A 14,247-nucleotide genomic window follows, 5' to 3' on the forward strand; every position below is an offset into this window, starting at 1 on the left:
ACCTCCGGGCTCCCCCTCGGCCCCTCCTCGACGTGTTCCCGGAACGGGCCCGGGAACGCGGCGAGTTGGAGCGCGTCGAGGGGTACGTATCGGACCTCCGCCGTACCGGCGGCCGCCGGTACGGGCGGCCCCGGCCTCAGTGCGGCCGGCTCATCCGGCATCGGCCGCCGGGGACACGGGCGCCGCGCCCCCGGCCGCTTCGCCGCAGGAGCTACGGGCCACCAGCTTCGCCGGGAGCAGTACCGATCCGGCGTCGCGGCCCTCGATCCGTGCCAGCAGGGTGTGGACGGCGGCCCGGCCGAGTTCCCGGGTGGGCTGGGCGATGACGGTCAGCGGCGGGTCCGCGTGGCGGAACCACGGCACCTCGTCGTAGACCACCAGCGCCATGTCTTCGGGGATGCGCAGCCCCCGGGCGCGCAGTTCGTCCATCGCGCCGAGCGCCATGAGGTTGTCGGTGGCGAGCACCGCGTCCGGCGGCTCGGGAAGATCGAGGAAGGCCCGCATCACGGCGCGGCCACCGGTGTGCTGGAGGTCCGGGGTGCTGCCGACGCACTCGTCGGGGAGTGCGATGCCGTGCGCGGCGAGCGCCGTACGGAAGAGCCGGAGGCGTTCGTCGCCGGTGGGGGTACCGGCCGGTGCCACGATGATCGCGGGACGGCGGCGTCCGAGGGCGGCGAGGTGCGCGGCGAGGTCGGTGAGGGCCTCCCGTCCGTCGGCGCGTACGCACGGGGCGTCGACGCCGGGCACGATCCGGTCCAGCAGCACCAGCGGCGTACCGGAGGCGACGACCTCGTCCAGCATCGGGGAGCCGGTCCCGGCGGAGCTGACGAGCAGCCCGTCGATCCGGCGGTCGAGGAGTGTGCGGATGTGGTCGTCCTGCTGGTCTGGGCGCTCACCCGCGTTGCCGATGATCAGGCTGTAGCCGAGGCTGCGGGCCTCGTCCTCGACGGCGTCGGCCAGCTCGGTGAAGAACGGGTTGGTGAGATCGCCGATGATCAGCCCGAGGGTGCCGGTCCGCGCGGTACGCAGGGCTCGCGCGACGTTGTTGGGGCGATAGCCCAGCTCCCGCACGGCGGCGAGCACCCGCTCCCGCGTCTCGGCCACCGGACTGTGCCCGTTGAGCACCCGTGACACGGTGGCGACCGAGACCCCTGCCCGCTCCGCCACGTCCTTGATGTTCGCCATGGCGCCGTTGCCATCCTCTGCGTGCGATCGACGTGTAATCGATTTCTCGGGGGATACGAAATCGATTACACGGCGGCGGCGTCAAGACGGGCGCGACGTGGCCTGCGTCACGCCGCGGTGGAGGCAAACGTGGCGGGAAGACGGTCCGGGCGGGCCTGCAGGAGCCGGATGGAGAGTGGTGTGGCGGCGGTTCGGTGGTGGTGCGGTGCGGCCTGCGGCCAGGGCGCGGGGTGAAGGCGGGTTGGCGGGGCGGCGCGCGGATGCCGTCGCTCCGCAGGTGAGACGGCGGGCCGACGAGCGAACGCCGTTGCACGACAGCGGAGTCGACGGATCGGCCGGCGAATGCCGTTGGCACTCAGGCGCGTTGGCGATCGGAGACACAGGACGGTAGACGTACGAGTACGGGCCGACGAGGAGCGGGGCGACCCTGCGCCGACACAAGGGATCAGCCGAAGGCGATCCGACGGAAGGGCGAGGACATGCAGCGGCGCGAGATGCAGGTCAACAGGCGTACAGAAACAGGTGAGTTGATGTGCGAGAGGGCCGGGTCGGCAGCCCAGCGGGCGACGCACCCTCCCGGCGACCGACCGACCCCGAGGGCACCCCGGAGGCACCGAGGAACACTCCACATGACACACCATCACGTACGCCCACTCCCGCCCCGACAAACCCGAAGGCCGCCCCCCCGAAGGGAAGCGGCCTTCAAGCTGCTGTCCTGACGCCTTACGACGTCAGCGGGTCACGGGCCCGGGAGCTGCCGCACGACGGACACCGACCGTTCCGGAGCGCGTCGCCGAGGCGCCCCCTCCGGTGTCAGGCGTTGGCGACGGTGAGGGTGACCTCGATGTTGCCGCGGGTGGCGTTCGAGTACGGGCACACCTGGTGGGCCTTCTCGATGAGTTCCTTGGCGGTGGCGGCGTCGACGTTGGGGATCGACGCGGAGATCTCGACCTTGAGGCCGAAACCACCGGCCGGGGTCTTGCCGATGCCGACATGAGCGGTGACGCGGGAGCCCGAGACGTCGGCCTTCTCCTGGCGTGCGACGACGCTGAGCGCGCCCTGGAAGCAGGCACTGTAGCCCGCGGCGAACAGCTGCTCCGGGTTGGTGCCCGCGCCGCTGCCGCCCTGCTCCTTGGGCGGGTTGACGATGACGTCGAGCTTGCCGTCGTCGCTGGAGACGCGGCCGTCGCGGCCGTTCTCGGCGGTAGCGACAGCGGTGTAGACGACGTCGACCGGCTGGATGGACATGTGAATCCTCCTGTGGTTCGCCGCGACTCGCGCCCACGATCGCGACGGCGTGCCCCGAGCCTAACGGTCCGCCCGTAAGCATGGCGCGACGAGCAGGTAAAACCCCGGGGCCGAGCAGCGGCGCCGGCCGTCGGCGGATCGCTCGCCCCGCGGCACGGAGCGGCGGCGGACCGCCCACCTGGCGATACCGACCGAACCGGCCGACGGCGGACCGCCCCGGCGACACCGCCGACCACAGGCGGGCCTCGCCGATCGACACTCGCTCCGGGCCGCCCAGCGCATCCCGCCCCGGCAGAGGCGAGCACTGCCCCCGGCCCACCGGAGCCGCCAGGCTTCACCCGCCGCCGGCCCCCGGTCCGCCCCGCCCACCGGAGCCGTACGCCGTACCTCGCCCCACGGCCCCGGCCCCCTCGCTCCGGAAGCCCGGACGGGGTGACCGACCGGCCGACCAGCCGGTCAACCGACCCGTCCGGCGACCCATTCGTCCGTCAGTCCGTCAGAGTCACGATCATCTTGCCGGTGTTCTCGCCGCGAAGGAGGCCGAGGAACGCCTCGACGCCGTTCTCGATGCCGGTGACCTCGGTCTCGCGGTACTTCAGCTCGCCGGAGCGGATCCAGGCGGAGACCTCCTCGACGAACTGCGGCTGGAGCGCGCTGTGGTCGGCGACCAGCAGGCCCTGGAGGCGCAGCCGCTTGCCGATGACCAGCGCGAGGTTGCGCGGGGCGGGGCTGGGCTCGGTGGCGTTGTACATCGAGATCATGCCGCAGATCGCGACCCGGCCGTGGACGTTGAGGGAGCTGATGGCCGCTTCGAGGTGATCGCCGCCGACGTTGTCGAAGTAGACGTCGATGCCCTCGGGGGCGGCGGCCTTGAGCTGCTCGGCGACCGGGCCGTTCTTGTAGTTGAACGCCGCGTCGAAGCCGTACTCCTCCACCAGGAGCTTGACCTTCTCGTCGGAGCCGGCCGAGCCGATGACCCGGGAGGCGCCCTTGAGCTTGGCGATCTGGCCGACCTCGCTGCCCACCGCGCCGGCCGCGCCGGAGACGAAGACCGCGTCGCCCTCCTTGAAGGAGGCCACCTCCAGCAGGCCCGCGTAGGCGGTCAGACCGGGCATGCCCAGGACGCCGAGGTAGGCGCTGAGCGGGGCGAGCGACGGGTCGATCTTGGCGGCGCGCGCGGCGTCGAGCACCGCGTACTCCCGCCAGCCGAGGCCGTGCAGCACATGGTCACCGACGGCGATGTCGGCGGAGCGCGAGGCGATGACCTCGCCGACCGCACCGCCATCCATGGGACGGTCCAGCTGGAACGGCGGGACGTAGGACTTCACGTCGTTCATCCGGCCGCGCATGTAGGGATCCACGGAGAAGTGCCGGGTGCGGACGAGGATCTGACCCTCGCCGACCTCGGGCACCGCGGCCTCGCGCAGGGCGAAGTCGTCCGGCGTGGGCCAGCCGTGCGGGCGGGCGACGAGGTGCCATTCACGGCCGGTCGTGGGCAGTGCGGACATGGCGCGATCCTTCCTCATTACTTCAGCAACTGAAACAACCATGCCTCTGGATATTTCATGCTGTCAAGTAACCGGGTATCCTTGTGGGCATGACTCCGCGCGCAGACCACCTGACCGTCGAGGTCGTCGATCTCATCGGCACCGTCGTCGCCCGCTACCACGAGGAGTACGAGCACGCGGCGTCGCAGCACTCCCTCACCGGCGCCCAGGCCCGGGTGCTCGGCCTGCTGGCCGCACAGCCGCTCCCCATGCGGCAGATAGCCCAGCGCCTGAAGTGCGAGCCCTCCAACATCACCGGCATCGTCGATCGCCTGGAGTCCCGCGGGCTGGTCGAGCGGCAGCCCGACCCGGCCGACCGCCGGGTGAAGCTGGCCGCCCCCACGGAGGAGGGCAGACGCACCGCCAAGGCGCTGCGCGGCTCGCTGAACTTCGCGCGCGAGCCCCTGAGCCGTCTGACGGTCACCGAGCGGACGCTGCTCAAGGAGTTGCTGGAGCGGATGCTCGGCACCGCTCCTCAGTGAGCGGGCGCGCGGTCCCCGGGCACGCGGCGGCGCCGTCGCCCGACCGGGCGACGGTGCCCGGTGGCCCACCCGCGTGGGGCCGAAGTGGCCCGGACGCCCCGCCCCTGCCCGGCATAGCCTGAGCCCATGACCGAGATCACCGCTCCGGAAGACCGCCCCGCCCAGGACGCCCCGCAGTCCGGCGGCGCCCGCCACACCGTCGACTTCTACTTCGACCCCATCTGCCCCTTCGCCTGGATCTCCTCCCGGTGGATCCTGGAGGTCGAGCGCCACCGCGACCTGGACCTGCGGTTCCGCGTCATGAGCCTGTCCGTGCTCAACGAGGGCCGCGAGGACCTGCCGGAGAAGTACCGGGCCCTGCTGGACGAGGGGTGGGGCCCCGTGCGGGTCTGTATCGCCGCGGCCGCCGGGCACGGCGAGGAGGTGCTGCGCGATCTGTACACCGCGCTCGGCACCCGGCTGCACAACGAGGCCCGGGAGGACACCGAGAACGTCATCCGGGAGGCGCTGGCCGAGGTGGGACTGCCCGCCGCGCTGGCCGGTGCCGCCGAGACCGACCGCTACGACGAACTGCTCCGCCGGAGCCACCACGAGGGCATGGACCCGGTGGGCGAGGACGTCGGAACGCCGACGATCCACATCGACGGGGTGGCGTTCTTCGGCCCGGTCCTGATGTCGATCCCGCGCGGCGAGGACGCGGTACGGGTCTTCGACGGCGCCCGGCTGCTCGCGGGCTACGACCGGTTCTTCGAGCTGAAGCGGACCCGCACCGGAGAGTTCGACTTCAGCTGACCGGGCGCGGGAGGGCGGTGCGACGGCGGAACGCGCCCCCGTGGCCCGAGGCCCCGACGGGATACCGCCCCGCCCTTCCCCAACTCCCCCGCCGCGCCACCCCCGTGGCACCCGCGCCGGCCCCCGCCGTGCGCGACGATGGCCCCCATGAACCCGACCCCCGGTAACGGCCCGCCGCACTCCCCCGGCGCCCCCGGTGAACTGCCCGGCCCGCTCGCGTTCCAACTGGTGCTGCTGCGGCGGATGGCCGACCACCAGCCCGGACTCGTCGAGGCGGCGCTGCGGGAGCTGGGCGTGGACCGGGCCCGGCAGCGCGAGGCGAACAAGCGATGGCAGGCCCGGCTGCGCGCGCCCGGGGCGAGCCGCGGGGCACGGCCCTACCGCGCGCTGCTCGGTGCGCCCGAGTCCGTCACCACCCGGCGGATCGGCGATCTGACCTGCGAGGCGCTGCGCTGGCCGGTGCCGCTCTGGCCCACCTTGCGGTTCGAGGTGCTGACCGCGCCGGGCGGCGCCGTATGGAACGCCTGGCTCGTCCGCGCGCCCGGCGTCCCCGCCCCGCGGCTGCGCACCGCCGCCGACCTCACCCCCTGGTCCTGCACCGTCGACGAGGCGGCCCGCGCCTTTCCCCCGGCCAGCCCCCTGGAGGGCGACGCCCCGAACCGCTGGAACCTGCGAGCCACCATCCCGGGGCCTGCGGGTGAACTCCGTCCCGCCGTCCTGGAGTTCACCTGGGGCCTCTTCCAGCGCCGGCTGGACCGACCCGCCCCGGCGCCCCGTTCCCTCGGTCCCTCCACGCGTCCCCCGACCGGCCCTCCTCAGCGCGCAGCGGGCCCACGGCCGCCCCAGGATGGCCGGGAGTGCTCCTGACGACGCTCCGTCCGTACCGGCCCACAGGGGAGGAATCTTCCATGACCATCAGCCTCGCCCAGCTGCGCCGTTGCTCGGTGGCCGTCGACATCGGGGCATCCCGCACCCGCGTCTACCTCAAGAACCAGGGCCTGATCGTCGACGAACCGACGGTGGCCGCCGTGAACGTCCGTACCGGCGCGCTGCTGGCAGTCGGCACCGACGCCGCGGTGATGGACGGCCGGACGCCGGAGTACATCCGGGTCGTCCGGCCGGTCGCCAACGGCACGGTGGTCGACATCGACATGGCCCAGCGGCTGCTGCGTCAGCTCGTCGGCAACAAACTGCGCCGGACCTGGCGGCGGCGCCCCGCCATGCGGGCGGCGATCTGCCAGCCGTTCGGCAGCGAACCGCTGGCGCAGCGCGCCGCGGTGGAGACGCTGAGCGGTCTGGGCGCGCGCCGTGTGGAGCTGGTCGACACACTGGTGGCCGCCGCGGTCGGCTGCGGACTGCCCGTCGAACAGCCCGAGGCGACCATGATCGTGGTGTGCGGCGCGGGCACCACACAGATCGCGGTGCTCTCCCTCGGGTCGATCGTGGCGGCGGAGAGCGTGGCGGTGGGCGGCAACGCCATCGACCACGCCGTCGTCCAGCATCTGCGCCAGCACCACGAGGTCCACCTGACGAGCCGCGCGGTACGGCCGCTGCACCTGATGCTCTCCAGCACCGGCGGGCTCGCGCCGGGGCCCACGGAGGTGCACGGCCGGGACGTGGTCAGCGGCGCGACCCGGTGCGTACAGGTCGACACCGAACGGGTCCGGCACGCCATCACGACACCGCTGACGGCGATCCTGGACGGCATCGGCGCGGTCCTGCGCCGCTGCCCGCCGGACCTCGTCGCCGACCTCGGCGAACGCGGCATCATGCTGGCCGGGGGAAGCGCCCTGATCCCGGGCCTGGAGGCGATGATCCGGGAGGCGACCACGGTGCCCGTGCACATCGCCGACCGGCCCGACACCTGCGCCGTCCAAGGGCTCGGCGCCATGATCGAGGGCAAGGTCGAGCCGATGCACCTCGACCCGATGGCACCCTGACGCCGGTACGCCCGGCGGACCACGGCGCCCGCGGACGGCACGGCCCGCAGCTCCCGGGCGTGCCCGTGGGGCAATTCCACCGGTGACGGTCCGACCCCCGGACAGGGACGCTACCGGGCGTTCCAGGCCACCACGGCGGGCCGGTCGTGCTCGGTGCCGAGGATGCCGACGGCGCCGGTCCCGAACGTGAACAGCGCCCCGTCGGACGGCGGCAGACCGAGCCGGCGGGCGGTGAGCACCCGCAGGAAGTGGGCGTGCGCGACGAGCGCGACATCCCCCTCGTCCTTCTCCAGCAGCGGCAGCACCCGCGCCAGCACCGCGTCCGCACGCGCCCCGACCTGCTCGGGAGACTCCCCCGGATGGCCGTCGGGACCGGGCACGGTGCCGTCGGTGAAGAGGAACCAGTCCGGCCGCTCCCGCTGGATGTCGGGCGTCGAGACGCCCTCGTAGCCGCCGTAGTCCCACTCGCGCAGGTCCTCGTCGGTCTCCGGGCGGGGCAGCCCCGCCAGCTCCGCGGTACGCCGCGCCCGCGCCATCGGGCTGACCCGGACGGCGGCGATCCGGCGACGGGCGAGGAACGGCCGCAGACCGCGCGCCTGCTCCTCGCCCACGGCGGTGAGCGGCAGATCCGTCCAGCTGGTGTGCCGGCCGTCCCTGCTCCACTCGGTCTCGCCGTGCCGGACCAGCAGCAGCTCGCTCACTTCTCCTGCGCCTGCTCGGCCTGCTGCGCCTCGGCCACCGAGGCACGGACCTCGTCCATGTCCAGCCCGCGGGCCTGCCCGATGACGTCCTCCAAGGCGGCCTCCGGCAGCGCGCCGGGCTGGGCGAACACGGCGATGTTGTCGCGGACGATCATCAGCGTGGGGATGGACTGGATCTGGAACGCCTGGGCCAGCTCGGGCTGCGCCTCGGTGTCCACCTTGGCGAAGACCAGGTCGTCGTGCTTGTCGGAGGACCGCTCGAAGACCGGACCGAACTGCTTGCACGGGCCGCACCACTCGGCCCAGAAGTCGATGAGGACGAAATCGTTGCCGGAGACGATCTCGTCGAAGTTGTCCTTGGTCAGCTCTACGGTGCTCATGAGGGCTCCCTGCTAGTGGTTCTGTCGCACAATGTCCGGTCCGTATCCAGCTGCGGCAACGGGATCACCCCGCACCGTATTCCGCACTCCGGACCGTCCCGCTCCCCTGCCCACGGCGCGGCGTCCTAGACATCCCGGCGGCACTCGTTCGACGTGGCGCGCAGCACACCGGGCGAGCACCCCGGGACGGGCCTCCGGCGCCCGTTCCGGCCCCGGAATTCCGGCCCCGTATCCGGCACCGCCCCGGCGTCGTCACGGACCGGCCGCCGATCGGGCGGCACCGTGGCGACATTCGGGTGCCGCCACGAAGACGCGGACCGCACCGGGGCATCAGTGTTCCCGCCCCCGCATACAGTGAGGGCCCTCACAGAAAACGGTGAGGGCCCTCGTACGTGCCTCCCAGGCAAGGCGCCTGGCCTGTTGTGGGGCAGGTGGGGCTCGAACCCACGACCGACGGATTATGAGTCCTTTCGGGGGTTCCGAATAGCCCTGCCTCTACCCTCCATTTTCCCGTTTCCGCAGGTCAGAGACCTGTTGCCCTTCGTCTCTCGTCGGGGGCTTCCTGGTCTTTACGGGGCCTTCCGTCCACTGCGCGTCCACTCGGGGGCCGTCGAGGCGGTTCTTGCTCTCAACCAGAGACAACGGATTCGTCCTTGCCCGCAGGTCGGGGCTTCAGAACCGGGAGTGCCGCGCCTCGCGCGCAGCGGAGTGCCTTACCGGCGAAACACTCTCCCACCCCCTGTGCCCGGGGGCGGAGCTGAGCGGCTTTTCGCAGGTCAGCCGTCTGTTCTCAGCGTAGCGTGCAGGTCCCCGGTCACGCCGCCTTCGACGGCAGTGCTGGACGTGGCTGAGCCACTGGCGTCCTTGGCGCTCGGGTAGGGCAGAGGCCGCACCAACTGGGGTGGGTGTGCCAGATGGGGCACCCGTTCGTGGACTTGCCCCATGACTTTGTTCTCCAGCAACGTTCGATGGGCCTGTCCGACGCACGTGTCGAAGGCGGGGCGTGGGAGCGCCGTGGCCTCGATGAGCGCGAGTGGTACGGGTTGATCCATCTCGTGTACCTGCGGAGATGGAAGTCGCTAGCGCGTGTCGGCGGCACGGCAGTACCTGGGTGCGCCGGCGGAATGTGGGGTGGGGTCGTTGGTCTCCGTCGACAGAATCGTGACTGGCACTGGGGCGTCCGCCGCGGACGGTGGAGCCGGGGGCGCCGCAGAGGCGGCGCACTGCCTTGAGAGGGCATCGCGGTTCGCGGTCGCGACGCAGGGTGCGGACGGTGCCTGGCGGATGCCGTCGCAGCCGCGGGTGCTGGAGAACGCCGTCATTGCCTGCTCTTTGGCACATGTTCCGGGCGAGAGGGCCGGGCGAGCGCGAGAGCGGGCGGTTGCCTGGCTGCGGGGCGCCCCCGTACAGCGGCACGAACCGTTCGTGGCAGCCGCCGATCAGTGGCTGGTCGACGCGGCCACCTCCGACGGCCCCGTCCTGGCATTCACCGACCTGTCGGTCACGGCGGGGCCGCATGCCCGGCGGGCCCTGTACCTGCATGCCCTCGCGTGCGCCATCGGCGCCCCGGGAGCTGACGCGCGCCGGCTGCTGCACCAGACCGAGACGGCACTGGGCTCTGCCCGAGGGGCGGAGCTCAAGCCGTGGCAGCGGATCATGCTGCTCTCCTTCGAGGCCCTCGCCCGCTCCGTCCTGGATCTGCCCCCCGTGCCGAGCACGTTCGGCGAGATCCAGCGAACGCAGTCAGCCGACGGCTCGTTCTACGGCATGCCACTGGTCACCGGCATGCTGCACCTGGTGCTGACCCAAACCGCTCCCGGCCACCCAGTCACCCGCCGGTGCCGCGAGAGCCTGCTGGCCGACCAGCATCCCGACGGCACCTGGCGCTTCATAGTCAGCGAGGTGTGGGACACCGGCCTGATGGTCCGCGCCCTGCGCGGCCACCCTCGCTTCGACACGACCGCGCTCCCCGCCGCACTGGCCTTCCTCGCCTCCGCCCAGAACCAGGACGGCGGCTGGGCGTGCGCCGCACCGCTCGACTCCGACAACGACACCACCGGAAACACCCTCCTCGCCCTGGCAGGCACCGCATGGGCCGACAAGGTCCGAACCGCCGCCACGGCCTACGCACTGCGCTGCCGGACCGACACCGGCCTGTGGACCACCTGGCACTCCAGCGACGACGCCCCCGTTGCCGACGTCGTCGCCCACATGGCCGCCGGCATCCAGGCCGCCGCCCTGCCCGGTATCGACCTCACCCCTGCCCACCGCTGGCTGGCTGGCCTCGGCGCAGGCGGCCACTGGGCGAGCGACTGGTACATACCGCCCGCCTACGGCGCCGCCGAGATCAGCGCCCTACTCCCACCGGGCCCGCACACCCGCGCCACCCTGGACACCCTGCTCGCCGCTCAGCACCCCGACGGCGGCTGGCCCCGCGCACCGGGCGAGCCGCACTCCAGCCCCACCGCCACCGGCCTGGCCATCACCACGCTCACCCACCATCCCGCCCCGCCCCGCGAGGCCATCGAGCACGCCCTGCGCTTCCTCATCGACACCCAGACCGACGAGGGAACCTGGCACGACCTGCCCGTCATGTACGGCCCGCGCCCCTTCCTCACCGTCACCGGCATCCAGATACACGCCTTTACGGCCCGCGCCCTGCGCCAGGCCCTCGGGCCCGTACAACAGCCCGGCGGAGCCCACCGGTGAACCCCACCACCAGCCCCCACACACCGAGGCGCGACCACGAACTCCTCGCCGCGCTACGCCCGGCCTCCGTGATCTTCGACTTCGACGGCACCCTGGTCGACACCAGCACCCTCAACGTCGACGCCGTCCGGGACAGCTTCACCGATCTGCACCTCGCCGTCCCCGAACCATGGCTGCGCAACGCCCCCTTGGCCGACCTGACCGCGTTGCGCGCGCGGCTGCGTCACGACCTCGGTCTGCGACTGCCCGGCACGGACCGGGAATTCGTGGCCCGCACCCGCGCCCACTGGATGGTCCGGGCCCGCCGGGCCCGCCCGGTGACGCGAGTCGCCGACCTCGCACGCCACCTCGCAGATTCCGTGCCCATGGCGGTCGCCTCGGCCAACGACGGCCAAGTCGTCCGCGCGGGCCTGACCGCGACCGGCCTTGACGGTCTGTTCCGGACCATCATCGCCCGCGAACACGTCGCCCATCTCAAGCCCGCCCCGGACGCCTATCTCCTGGCCGCCGCCGAACTGACCACGGCCCCCCACTCGTGCCTGGCCTTCGAGAACACCGACGAGGGCATCACCGCCGCCCTGGCCGCCGGCATCCGCGTCATCGACGTCCGCGACCACACCTGGACGGCACAGCAACCCTGATCGGTGTCTCCGCTGTGGGCGGCCCCGGCGGTTTCGCCGGGGCCGCAGTGGGGTCAGTTGCCGGGGTCAGTGCGTTCGGCTTCGAACCGCTGCCTTTCGCGCTTCGCGACCTCCAAGGAGGGGGGGCCGGGTCGCAGTCGCTGCGGAGGCCCATGAGAAGCGTGTCGGCGAGCTGGTATTCGGGCTGAATGTCGAGTGCGTCGGAGAGGGCGTGGCAGGCGGTTTCGGTGTTGCCCTGGTGCCAGGCCACCCAGGCGAGGAGGGTGAGGAGGGGTGGGGCCTTGTCGGTGTGCGGCGGTACGCAGTGGCGAGCGAGGTAGCTCCCCAGTTGCCGCTCGGCGGAGAGGTCGCTTTCGTCGCCGGAGGAGAGTGTGGCGTCGCGGGTATGCCGGTCTTGCAGGCCGAGGGTGATGCGTGCGGCGACTTCTTCGGTGAGGTGCTGTGTGCCGTTGCGGAAGTCGGCCAGGGCTTGTCGATGAGGTCGATCGTGGTGTAGCGGGTGTGAAGGTACATGTGGTCGGTGCTGGCCTGGGCGGCGTCGAGGGCTTCGCGGTGCCGGTGTGCTGTGGTCCTCGCGCGCGGCGGTGAGGAAATTTCGGGGGTCGTCGCCGTTGGTGATGCCGCGGTGGATGCCGACGGCCGGTTCGTAGTCGGGGTCGGCGGTGAAGGCGTCGCGGAGGGCGAGGCGGGCGGCGATGAGGTCGCTTTGCCGCCAGGCGACGAAGGTGTAGAGCGTCAGTGCGGGGATGGCCGCGTGGGTGAACGAGCCGGCGCAGTGGCGGGCGAGGTAGGCCCACAGGCGTCGGGCGTGGGGGAGGTCGTCGTCTTCGGTGTGGGCTATGCCGGCTTCTAGGGCGTCGTCGTCGTGGAGGCCGGCGATGAGCTGTGCGGTGAGGGTGGGGGCCAGGGTGGAGGCTCCGGCGCGGAATTGGCTGATGGCTGCGTCGATCTGGGTGCAGGTGGAGATGTATGTGACGTCGCGTCCGGCGTGGGTCTCGCACTGGGTGTTGAACTGGTCGATGGCGGGGCGGCCTAGCGGCATCACCGCGCCGAGCCCGCCCCACACCAGCACCTCATCCCCCGCGGGCGGCACGAGCCGGCCGGTGGTCTCGTCCAGCACGTCGTCCGCCCGGCCCGCGCTGTCCCGCCACACCTCCAACTCGTCGTCCAACACACGGCCGACGACACGGCGGGCGCCTTCGACGTCAAAGGCCACGGGCCCACTCCCCGAGCTGGGTGAGGATCGCCCGCGTCACCGCGTCACCGCGTGCGGCTCGGTGCCGAGGTCCGGACGGGCAAGCGCGGCACGTTCCAGAAGTTCGGGGTCGATGGCGTCGAGGAACACCGCGGCAGCCGGCCCCGGCGACGCGGCCTCGGCCACCGCGACCCGGGCGACCCCCGACCACCGGGCATCCTGCTGATCGGTGACGTGGAGGACGATCTGAGCGGGAGAGCCCGCGACCTGGGTGACGGTGTACGCCTCGACGGCCCCCGGGGCGACCTCGGCGCCATCGATCTCGATATCAGCGTGCGCGCGACGAGCACCGATCCGCACATGGTGCAACGCAGTGGTGGTATCCATCCCACCGACCCTAGGAACCGTGTCGGACACCACCCCGATCAGCGTGCCTCCGCTCACGCGGAGCAGACTTGCCGTTGCCGGTGAGCTTCGAGGAGAAGAACGGAACACCTCCGCTCGCGCGGAGCAAACCCTTCGCGACCTGCACTTCTCTGAGGGCATTGCTGCTTCTTTACCCAGCTGCGACAGGATGAGAACCGGCCGCTGCCGGTCTGCGCAACTCAGCCTTCCGGATTCCCTACGCTCATGCCACTTCCGTACCCCTCGCTGCGCGTGGCCGCTGGGTCCTGGGGCATCCCGGTCTTCAGCAGTGGCTGTCAGGGCTTTCGGTGGGCGGCAACCAGCAAGGTCTCCGCGGTGCGAGGGCCCGCAGTGGCCGACGGCAGGGTGGTGACGCTGATGTCGGTGAACCCCGCCTGGCCCAACGCCTTCGTCCATACCTGCTCTTGAAGAACCCACCGCGGCATGGTGGTCGCCGTCCCGTCCGCGGTCTTCGCCGGGATGTCGGCGGGCACGATGTCCGGTTCTGCGGGGGAACCGTTCAGGTAGTGGGCGAGGGTGGCGAACACGAGCCGGCCGCCGGGGCGCAGGGCGGCGGCCGCAGCGGGTAGGAGTTCGCGGGGGTCGGTGAAGCAGGTCGCGCCGAAGACGCTGTAGAGCACGTCGTACTCCCTGCTGGACGCGTGCAGGTGCCGTACGACGTCGGCGTGAACGAGGCGGAGGCGAGGTGCGAGGTGGCCGAAGAGGTCGGTGGCCAGTGTGTGTTGCGCCGGTGAGAAGTCGATCGCGTCGACGCGGGCCGGGGCATGGCGGGTTGCCAGGTGGGCGGCATCAAGGGCGGCTCCGGCCCCGAGGTCCCCGATGGTCTGTCCGGCGAGGTCGCCGAGAGCCTCGGGGCCGGGGCCGGACTGCTGGTCCCAGGACCAGTGGAAGACCGGTGGGACGCTGCGGTCGCGGCCGGCGCGAGCGCGGCCGTAGTGGTGCCAGAGGTCTGCGGTGCTCACCTCACCATCTTGGCGAGCCCGGCCCAGGGGCGGGTGAGT

General features: G+C 72.1%; 14 protein-coding genes and 1 tRNA gene. 6 read left to right on the top strand and 9 right to left on the bottom strand.

Features of this window, described 5'->3' with window-relative positions; translation table 11 throughout:
- Positions 1 to 150 precede the first annotated feature (150 nt).
- The 3 genes from ACZ4M8_RS02755 to ACZ4M8_RS02765 form a co-directional block, all read right to left on the bottom strand.
- Positions 151 to 1,185 carry a LacI family DNA-binding transcriptional regulator gene (locus tag ACZ4M8_RS02755; RefSeq protein WP_467602794.1) on the bottom strand — a complete coding sequence of 345 codons (1,035 nt, stop codon included), beginning with the start codon at positions 1,183 to 1,185 and terminating at the stop codon, positions 151 to 153.
- Positions 1,186 to 1,998: 813 nt separating this feature from the next.
- On the bottom strand, positions 1,999 to 2,433 hold the full coding sequence (locus ACZ4M8_RS02760; RefSeq protein ID WP_467602796.1) for an organic hydroperoxide resistance protein: 435 nt from the start codon (positions 2,431 to 2,433) through the stop codon (positions 1,999 to 2,001).
- A 488-nt stretch (positions 2,434 to 2,921) separates the two neighbouring features.
- A complete protein-coding gene (locus tag ACZ4M8_RS02765; RefSeq protein ID WP_467602798.1) occupies positions 2,922 to 3,941 on the bottom strand; it encodes an NADP-dependent oxidoreductase in 1,020 nt (339 codons plus the stop codon).
- 89 nt (positions 3,942 to 4,030) lie between these two features.
- On the opposite strand from ACZ4M8_RS02765, the gene ACZ4M8_RS02770 reads away from it, so the two are divergent.
- From ACZ4M8_RS02770 to ACZ4M8_RS02785, 4 genes are all read left to right on the top strand, one after another.
- Positions 4,031 to 4,462 carry a MarR family winged helix-turn-helix transcriptional regulator gene (locus ACZ4M8_RS02770; RefSeq protein ID WP_467602800.1) on the top strand — a complete coding sequence of 144 codons (432 nt, stop codon included), beginning with the start codon at positions 4,031 to 4,033 and terminating at the stop codon, positions 4,460 to 4,462.
- Between the two features lie 126 nt (positions 4,463 to 4,588).
- Entirely contained in the window at positions 4,589 to 5,254 is a 666-nt protein-coding gene (locus tag ACZ4M8_RS02775; RefSeq protein WP_467602802.1) for a mycothiol-dependent nitroreductase Rv2466c family protein, read from the top strand.
- 147 nt (positions 5,255 to 5,401) lie between these two features.
- Positions 5,402 to 6,121: a hypothetical protein gene (locus tag ACZ4M8_RS02780; protein WP_467602804.1), complete on the top strand. Its 720-nt coding sequence runs from the start codon at positions 5,402 to 5,404 to the stop codon at positions 6,119 to 6,121.
- Positions 6,122 to 6,162: 41 nt separating this feature from the next.
- Positions 6,163 to 7,194 carry a rod shape-determining protein gene (locus ACZ4M8_RS02785; RefSeq protein WP_467602806.1) on the top strand — a complete coding sequence of 344 codons (1,032 nt, stop codon included), beginning with the start codon at positions 6,163 to 6,165 and terminating at the stop codon, positions 7,192 to 7,194.
- Between the two features lie 110 nt (positions 7,195 to 7,304).
- Here ACZ4M8_RS02785 and ACZ4M8_RS02790 read toward each other — a convergent pair whose 3' ends face one another.
- From ACZ4M8_RS02790 to ACZ4M8_RS02800, 3 genes are all read right to left on the bottom strand, one after another.
- A complete protein-coding gene (locus tag ACZ4M8_RS02790; protein ID WP_467602807.1) occupies positions 7,305 to 7,895 on the bottom strand; it encodes a histidine phosphatase family protein in 591 nt (196 codons plus the stop codon).
- Complete coding sequence (gene trxA / locus ACZ4M8_RS02795) at positions 7,892 to 8,275, bottom strand: thioredoxin (RefSeq protein WP_030286841.1); 384 nt, start codon at positions 8,273 to 8,275, stop codon at positions 7,892 to 7,894. Before trxA ends, ACZ4M8_RS02790 begins: the two co-directional genes overlap by 4 nt.
- A 423-nt stretch (positions 8,276 to 8,698) precedes the next feature.
- Positions 8,699 to 8,771: transfer RNA gene (locus tag ACZ4M8_RS02800), tRNA-Ile, on the bottom strand.
- Between the two features lie 929 nt (positions 8,772 to 9,700).
- Between ACZ4M8_RS02800 and ACZ4M8_RS02805 the strand changes: the two genes are divergently transcribed.
- Together ACZ4M8_RS02805 and ACZ4M8_RS02810 are read left to right on the top strand one after the other, a co-directional pair.
- Complete coding sequence (locus ACZ4M8_RS02805) at positions 9,701 to 10,984, top strand: prenyltransferase/squalene oxidase repeat-containing protein (RefSeq protein WP_467602809.1); 1,284 nt, start codon at positions 9,701 to 9,703, stop codon at positions 10,982 to 10,984.
- Positions 10,981 to 11,625, top strand: coding sequence for an HAD family hydrolase (locus ACZ4M8_RS02810; RefSeq protein WP_467602810.1), 645 nt, complete (start codon positions 10,981 to 10,983; stop codon positions 11,623 to 11,625). Before ACZ4M8_RS02805 ends, ACZ4M8_RS02810 begins: the two co-directional genes overlap by 4 nt.
- Here the strand turns inward: ACZ4M8_RS02810 and ACZ4M8_RS02815 are convergent.
- The 3 genes from ACZ4M8_RS02815 to ACZ4M8_RS02825 form a co-directional block, all read right to left on the bottom strand.
- The gene (locus ACZ4M8_RS02815) at positions 11,582 to 12,841 is read right to left on the bottom strand and encodes a DUF4192 family protein (RefSeq protein ID WP_467602811.1); all 1,260 of its coding nucleotides are present in this window, start codon (positions 12,839 to 12,841) and stop codon (positions 11,582 to 11,584) included. The two genes, ACZ4M8_RS02810 and ACZ4M8_RS02815, sit on opposite strands and share 44 nt — an antisense overlap.
- Before the next feature lie 36 nt (positions 12,842 to 12,877).
- A complete protein-coding gene (locus ACZ4M8_RS02820; protein WP_467602813.1) occupies positions 12,878 to 13,207 on the bottom strand; it encodes a hypothetical protein in 330 nt (109 codons plus the stop codon).
- A gap of 314 nt (positions 13,208 to 13,521) precedes the next feature.
- On the bottom strand, positions 13,522 to 14,208 hold the full coding sequence (locus tag ACZ4M8_RS02825; RefSeq protein ID WP_467602814.1) for a class I SAM-dependent methyltransferase: 687 nt from the start codon (positions 14,206 to 14,208) through the stop codon (positions 13,522 to 13,524).
- Positions 14,209 to 14,247 lie beyond the last annotated feature (39 nt).

It is taken from the genome of Streptomyces sp. NPDC027185, from assembly GCF_055567035.1.

What these genes read in the sequence shown, in the direction of transcription:
- ACZ4M8_RS02755 (WP_467602794.1), bottom strand. Translation starts at nt 1,185, where the DNA reads ATGGCGAACATCAAGGACGTGGCGGAGCGGGCAGGGGTCTCGGTCGCC.
- ACZ4M8_RS02770 (WP_467602800.1), top strand. Translation starts at nt 4,031, where the DNA reads ATGACTCCGCGCGCAGACCACCTGACCGTCGAGGTCGTCGATCTCATC.
- ACZ4M8_RS02765 (WP_467602798.1), bottom strand. Translation starts at nt 3,941, where the DNA reads ATGTCCGCACTGCCCACGACCGGCCGTGAATGGCACCTCGTCGCCCGC.
- ACZ4M8_RS02760 (WP_467602796.1), bottom strand. Translation starts at nt 2,433, where the DNA reads ATGTCCATCCAGCCGGTCGACGTCGTCTACACCGCTGTCGCTACCGCC.
- trxA (WP_030286841.1), bottom strand. Translation starts at nt 8,275, where the DNA reads ATGAGCACCGTAGAGCTGACCAAGGACAACTTCGACGAGATCGTCTCC.
- ACZ4M8_RS02775 (WP_467602802.1), top strand. Translation starts at nt 4,589, where the DNA reads ATGACCGAGATCACCGCTCCGGAAGACCGCCCCGCCCAGGACGCCCCG.
- ACZ4M8_RS02785 (WP_467602806.1), top strand. Translation starts at nt 6,163, where the DNA reads ATGACCATCAGCCTCGCCCAGCTGCGCCGTTGCTCGGTGGCCGTCGAC.
- ACZ4M8_RS02780 (WP_467602804.1), top strand. Translation starts at nt 5,402, where the DNA reads ATGAACCCGACCCCCGGTAACGGCCCGCCGCACTCCCCCGGCGCCCCC.
- ACZ4M8_RS02820 (WP_467602813.1), bottom strand. Translation starts at nt 13,207, where the DNA reads ATGGATACCACCACTGCGTTGCACCATGTGCGGATCGGTGCTCGTCGC.